Source organism: Methylocystis silviterrae, from assembly GCF_013350005.1.
GTDB lineage: Bacteria > Pseudomonadota > Alphaproteobacteria > Rhizobiales > Beijerinckiaceae > Methylocystis > Methylocystis silviterrae.
In genome coordinates, this window is record NZ_JABVWW010000014.1 from 84405 (window position 1) to 90404 (window position 6000).

The 6000-nt window shown below is 56.9% G+C and carries 10 protein-coding genes; 3 read left to right on the top strand and 7 right to left on the bottom strand.

The features are described 5' to 3' along the window. Positions 1-268: 268 nt before the first annotated feature. Positions 269-652 carry a hypothetical protein gene (locus HUN39_RS14220; protein ID WP_232366101.1) on the top strand — a complete coding sequence of 128 codons (384 nt, stop codon included), beginning with the start codon at positions 269-271 and terminating at the stop codon, positions 650-652. A gap of 618 nt (positions 653-1270) precedes the next feature. On the opposite strand, the gene HUN39_RS14225 is transcribed toward HUN39_RS14220, so the two are convergent. Next, on the bottom strand, positions 1271-1744 hold the full coding sequence (locus tag HUN39_RS14225; RefSeq protein WP_175095149.1) for a hypothetical protein: 474 nt from the start codon (positions 1742-1744) through the stop codon (positions 1271-1273). A gap of 367 nt (positions 1745-2111) precedes the next feature. Continuing rightward, positions 2112-2519 carry a hypothetical protein gene (locus HUN39_RS14230; RefSeq protein ID WP_175095150.1) on the bottom strand — a complete coding sequence of 136 codons (408 nt, stop codon included), beginning with the start codon at positions 2517-2519 and terminating at the stop codon, positions 2112-2114. Between the two features lie 88 nt (positions 2520-2607). Between HUN39_RS14230 and HUN39_RS19675 the strand changes: the two genes are divergently transcribed. Both HUN39_RS19675 and HUN39_RS14240 read left to right on the top strand, forming a co-directional pair. Then, entirely contained in the window at positions 2608-2820 is a 213-nt protein-coding gene (locus HUN39_RS19675; protein ID WP_175095151.1) for a CopG family ribbon-helix-helix protein, read from the top strand. Beyond that, a complete protein-coding gene (locus HUN39_RS14240; protein ID WP_175095152.1) occupies positions 2817-3506 on the top strand; it encodes a hypothetical protein in 690 nt (229 codons plus the stop codon). The genes HUN39_RS19675 and HUN39_RS14240 overlap by 4 nt, the downstream gene beginning before the upstream one ends. A gap of 146 nt (positions 3507-3652) precedes the next feature. Here the strand turns inward: HUN39_RS14240 and HUN39_RS14245 are convergent, their stop codons facing one another. From HUN39_RS14245 to HUN39_RS14265, 5 genes are all read right to left on the bottom strand, one after another. Continuing rightward, positions 3653-3820: a hypothetical protein gene (locus tag HUN39_RS14245; RefSeq protein ID WP_175095153.1), complete on the bottom strand. Its 168-nt coding sequence runs from the start codon at positions 3818-3820 to the stop codon at positions 3653-3655. Positions 3821-3858: 38 nt separating this feature from the next. Continuing rightward, positions 3859-4164: a hypothetical protein gene (locus HUN39_RS14250; protein WP_175095154.1), complete on the bottom strand. Its 306-nt coding sequence runs from the start codon at positions 4162-4164 to the stop codon at positions 3859-3861. After that, entirely contained in the window at positions 4164-4970 is an 807-nt protein-coding gene (locus HUN39_RS14255; RefSeq protein WP_175095155.1) for a hypothetical protein, read from the bottom strand. Before HUN39_RS14255 ends, HUN39_RS14250 begins: the two co-directional genes overlap by 1 nt. A gap of 4 nt (positions 4971-4974) precedes the next feature. Beyond that, positions 4975-5151 carry a hypothetical protein gene (locus HUN39_RS14260; protein WP_175095156.1) on the bottom strand — a complete coding sequence of 59 codons (177 nt, stop codon included), beginning with the start codon at positions 5149-5151 and terminating at the stop codon, positions 4975-4977. A 206-nt stretch (positions 5152-5357) separates the two neighbouring features. After that, positions 5358-5819 carry a hypothetical protein gene (locus HUN39_RS14265; RefSeq protein ID WP_175095157.1) on the bottom strand — a complete coding sequence of 154 codons (462 nt, stop codon included), beginning with the start codon at positions 5817-5819 and terminating at the stop codon, positions 5358-5360. Between the last annotated feature and the right edge of the window lie 181 nt (positions 5820-6000).

Consider the following 6000-nt stretch of genomic DNA (forward strand, 5'->3'; position numbering starts at 1 on the left):
ATCATGGAAGCGGTTCATCCAATCGTTTGGCGGGCCGGACAATGATGGTTGCGGAATCGATCATCTCCTTGTCTCTGGATAGGCCGCGATCGTGGGTGTAATGGCGGCCATTCCACTATTTTTGCCGAAGATTCGACGCAGTCACGCTCTGTGCTATATTGCGACGTTCTCGCCCGCGTTCCATGGGCGCAAAATCTGACGACGACCGTCCACGATATCGGCCCGGATCGGACCGCTCGGCAGCATGCGGGGAGCGCAAACTAAGCGCATGCCAAGCGATCCCACAGTCATTTTGGCAGGGGGGATCATGTTCAATCGCCTACAAAGTTCTACCAAGAGCAATGGCATTGCTGCGTTTGGCGTGATCGGCCTCGCGCTATTGTCGCGCCCGACCTTTGCGCAGGATCTGCGCGTCGGTTGCTCCCTCGTTCAACACTACGGCAGCGCAGAAGTGAAGATGCTGCTCGATCAAGTGCGTTCGAGCGTCGACGATGGCGAAGCGAACGCGCTCTACAGCAAATATGTTGGCCTGCGAAATGATTGCCGGTCTGACCAAAAAGCATTTCGGGTCGTTAATCTTTCGGCGGCTATGCATAGGCTGCTTGAAGAGTACGGCGTCAACGTTCGTCGCTTCGCTGTTTCGGGGCGCTAATCTACTGAGCGCTAGCGCATCGTTTATCCGCATCGATCGGCATTCTCGCGATCGTTCGATCGACTCCCTTGGCGTCGGCACCCGACATGCGGAACTCACAGCCATGGCGCAAGCGTCGCCATCGGTGACGCCAATAGCTGCGGGGTCGGGCTTTGCCTCGAAGCAGCGCCGACGTAGACACACAAAGCCCTTAAACTGAAGGTCTTCGCGCTTCGCGCGCTAGCGATTCCGGCGGCTGTTCGCACCAAAGGGCGAGCGGGCGCCGTCAGGCGTCGCGGAGCGTGGTCTTGCTCTCTCGGGCGTGGCGACGTGGTGGACAATTTGGCAGCGACGTTTATCAGCGAGACTGCAAGGGCTACCGGCAAAGATGAGCGCACAATAAGACGCGACGCCGCGCGCGGCGAAAAGATCAGCGAGCGCGCACTAAGGCTCATCAAAGGGACTGACCGCGACCGGACCAGCGTCGTCTTAGAGCCGCCTTGTGCTCCTCATGAGTGAACGCCCGAGAAGGCCAACGAGATAGCCGCCATTTCCCAGACCGTGCTTTCGGAAACGTCGAGCTCGCGAGCGAGAGAACCGCAAGAAAGATAAGACGGCGGGCGATCGGTCATCCGACGTTCACTCCGCTCCGGCGCTGTTCACAGTCTCAAGTGCGCCCTTCACGCGGCGCACGAGGCTATCCAATTCGATTACGACCGAGGCGTCTACATGCCTGTTGCGAAGAACGTCGGCGAGCTTTTCCGGCGCGACAGCTTCCGAAGTGAATTCATAGGGGATTTCAGACAGAAGCCCGCCGCGAACCAGCTCAAGGTCCTCTGCCGATGGAATGCGCCGCTGTATCACGAGAAAAAGGCCCGTCTTCTTTGCCGCGCTGAGTGCGGCAGACGACAGCTGGAAGGCGATCGCGAGAGGAAACTCCAGCGATGAAATATTTTCCACGACATGGAGACGCAGAACGTCCCCAAAATCCCATCTGCGGGCCTTGCCCTTTGATTGATCTTTGGTCGCGAACAGTCCGCGCGATATCCAAACGTCAATCAGGCCGCGCCGCATTCCAAGAGCGTCAGCGACTTCTTGCGTATTGTGGAGCATAGGAAATTCCTTTCATGACGAAATATAGCGACTTTCTCTCACCATGCAAGGGATATTTTCGCCGGAGCCACAAAAAAACGCCCCGCCGTTACATCCACGGTCGGGGCGTTCATGTGCGCCGAATGGAGAAACGGCGCTCGGCACAATGTAGGTCTTAGAGCAGGCGGCGCAAACGGTCCGACTTACGGGCGCAGCGCTCGGCGCTCTCGACGATGCGCCGAGACATTCGCATGATGGCGCCGCCGTATGCGTCGGTCACGCGCGCAAAGCCAAAGGAAGAGGCGCGCGAGTTTGAGCCGCCACGTCATAGCGATCAGCGTCGACAGGGGCAGGCGGTGAAGTCGGGACTTGATGTTGGAAAGGTCGGTCACGACTGCGCCTCCCGCTTGCGCCCGAGCCAATTCTCGGCGTCGAACGCCTCAGTTAAGCGGTCCAGTTCACGAGCCGCGTCTTCAACGAGCTGGCGCACGCCCGTCTGGGCGCCTTTGTCCAAGCAATCGCTCGCGAGGTAGCATACAGCCGCTTCAATGCCCCACAGACGCCGAGACAGATCATGGAATCGGTCAGAAAAATCTCCAGGCGTGATTGGGCCTTCCTCGCCGGGAAAATTGTAGTAAAGCCGCGCGGCCTTCGCGATCGTCTCGGATCGCTCCTGATCGATGCAGTCGAACACAAACGTTAGAATTTCACGATTGACGCCAGCATCGCGCATCTTGTCCACCAGATCGGCAATACGGACGCGCGGCGCAGTTGTGGTATTTTCTGAATCAGCCATTGCGGACTCCTATGGTCGGCTGTGGTTAGGGCCGGGCGAGAGGTTGCAGCCTCTTGCTCGGCTCGCCCTTGTGTATTACACAGTTTATATGAAGAGGTCAATCCCTGTAATACAGAGAAAGCGCGGCCCGGCGCCGACAGGAAAGACGCCTGTTGCGTCGCTACGATTGCCGCCAGAACTTGCTGAGCGAATTGACGCATGGGCGGCGAAGCAAAAGGACGCGCCGTCGCGATCGGAAGCCATCCGAAGGCTGATCCAAAAGGCGCTCGGCAAGGCGCGGGCGCATACAGTTGATCTATGAGCACCGAAAACACCGATTATGAAAAGCAACTTGATGTCTTCTTTGTCGCAGTTGGAAGAGCCATTCGCGAATGGGCTGAACTTGAGGCGGCACTTTCGCTGACCCTTGCTGCGCTACTCGGTGTAGATCAGTATCGCGCACGCGTAATCTGGATGAGTATGATCAATCTGCAAGCTCGTTTAACACTGCTCAATCGTCTTGCTGGGGCCTTTCTTGGCGAACCGCAGCGCGTAAACTTCCAAGAATTGATCAAGCGCGCGGAAACCCTGGCAGAAGTTCGCAATCTGTTGGCGCATGCCCACGGAGGCGTTGATCATAAAACAGCTCGAGTTGGTTTTCTACGCGACGCAAAAAATGAAGCTCTTGGCGTTGATTTTCTGGCCATGAAGTGGGTTGATTTGAGCGCAGTGCTCTCACTCGAACAAGATATTATCGCGCTCAGGTTAGATTTTTCTAAGCTTCGAAAGACTCTCCCCGCAGCTCTGCATAAATTGCCAAGAATGCATCGCGAACGGTCCGGCCAGAAATCCAGGTCTGGTCGCCACAAAGAACAGAATTGTGGATTACGTCCAAGCCCTTTCCAATCGCCCGTTCAGTTAGACACTCTGCGATATCCGATAGCGTCGTCACCGGTCTCTGCGTGGGCTTTTGGGCCGCTTCTAACTTTCGATCCACCGTCGAAGTAGCAGCGCCATGCCAGCAACTATCTTCAAATCGAGCTGCCGCGCGCGTGATTTCGTTTTTGCGATGCATTTCTTGCATTGTTGATACCATGGTGCTGACCCGCCTCAAGCCCTACCCGCTCCGCTCGCCTCGATTTCGGCCATCCGCTTCACGAGCCGTTCGGCGAGACTGTCGGCGAGCGCACAGCTTCCTTCGCCTCTTTTGAGAGGCCGGCGAATGCCGCATCGCCAGTCTGCCCGATCTTGCGCAGTGCGGCTTGTATTTTCTCGTCGCCCTCGACGCCAAGGCGCAGAGTGACGGCTGATTTGCCGGCCATTGGTAAGCCCTTTCGTTAGTTCATCGCCCGGCGGCGGATTACCCAGCCGGAGCGAAAATCGTGTCGCTGTCGAGCGGCGCGAAAGGCAACGTGAGCAGATAGGTTTTCATGTCGGCCGGATAGGTAACGTCGTTGACGATGCGGCGCGGCGCGACGTATTTGCCAACAAGCGCAACGACCTCGCCGCCGTCAGGGTAGTTGGTCGCGTCCGGGTTGAGATTGATCGCGACGCCGGGGCTTGCATTGTCCACGGCGCGAGGGTCAATTTCAGGCCCGCCAGGAGGATTGTAAGCCATCGCCGCTGTGCGCTCTGCCCCGGTGAGAATAAACCAGTCCTGTGTCATCAGATCGTCCCCGCTGCTGTGAAGAGAGTTTGGAAGATTGAATAGAGCGTCGCTTCTTTGCCAATGAGGGCGTCGCCCCACCATGCGAGCATGATTTGTCGCGGGCTGAACTGTGACGCGTTCCCGCCCAATATCCATTGTTCCTGTGTCGGGACTCCGGTCGCAGCCGTTGCGGCGTTCCGCCCGAGTTCGACGCCGTTTTTGAAGTTCACAACTTCTGACGCAGAAATGCGCTGCGCCATTAAAAGACCAATGCTGTTAGCGGTCGCGGTGATGACGTTTGTTCCATTGTTGATCTGTGTAAGCGCTCCGCCTGCGCCATAACGACCAGTAATATTTAGACGCGGCAAAATAACGTTGCCGATATCCGGCGCATTTAATGTAACGTCATTTTTGATCCAACATGCCGCTGAGGCTAAATTCGTTGTGTAGTTGACCGCATTCGTTGATGGCGTCCACTGAGTTCTTAAACGCGATGACACCCCATCGCCGGCCCAATATCCATTGCCATGCGACGGAGAATTTACCTGTAGTGCCGTGAATGTTCCTGGGCTTTTCCAGTTCAGTAGACTGTCAGACGCATTTGCCGCGTCAACCCCAGGGATCGCAGCGAATGGGTATAGAACATCAATCTTATCCCAGATATTGTTATCCTTCATCGCAACGATTGCGGCTTCGAACGCTGTCTTTAGCTCGTCGCTATAGGAGCCGGTCAGCGCCGCAAATAAAGCGTTAGCGGCAGGATCGTGGGACACGCCTGTACTCAGCACAGCAGGAGACGTTATTGAAAGACCGAGAGACAGCATTTTGCTAAGCTCCGATGAGCGGCTTGACGACAAACCTTCCGGCTGCGACGACAAGCTCAGCGGCGCCATCGATGATGCGCAGTTGATGCTGGTAGACGCCGGGTGTGGCCGCCGTATCATCTTCGTCGAGATCGACGTAGGCGACCCACCAATCGACAGCGGAAATCGTTTCTTCGACCAAGCGAACGCCATCCGATGGCGAGTATTTCGAAAGCGTCGGCGTCACGCGTTCAGCTTCAGAAAGCCCAGTCGCTGTTTTCCAGTATCCTACAGGCGCAGAGAGCGCAGCGGGGGCGCCGTTTCCGTCCTCGATAGGGAAGCGCAGCGAACGATATCGCCTGCGTATATTGAAACGTTCTGATCAGTCTTTGCCGTCATTGGCGATCCTCAGCTAAATTGCGCGGAAAGCCGCAGAACAGTTTCGAACCGAGCGGACAGATCAATGTTGATTGTGTCGAGATCGACGCTGAAATAGAACCCAGCATTGATCGTCATCTCTCCTCCCGCGTCCCACCACCCGATGAGCGGGTCGCCAGGCGCCGAGTCGTTATAGAGCACCGCATATCTAAACGGTCCGATTGAACCGCCACTAGCGATCCACTGCGCTGGATCGGCAAGAACAAGCGCGTAAGCTCCTGCTGTCTGCCCGCTCGAAACCAGCGCGCACGCATTGCCGCCAGATGTGTAGCCATTTCCAGCGGCTATCTCTGCAAGATCGGCCTTCACTGCGTCGGCTGAGGCACTTGGAGCGGCGTCCGTCAGATAGATTTTCAGCGTGTGCGCGCTGAAATTGTGAACGCCATGCGCGAGGTCTTCGATGAACTGATCAAAGATATTTAAAGCTGCCATTTCGTGCGAGCCTTAGTAGAGCGGCCAGATATCGTCGGCGGCGCGACGCTCGGCGGCCTTGCGGAATTGAACCCTCTATGACCGATCGCCACGCTCGGCCATCGCGTAGGCGACGAAGTCGGCCTCGGATAAAAACTCGCGCTGAAGGTCTGCGCGCCGCTGAAACTCGGCGGCGAGTTGC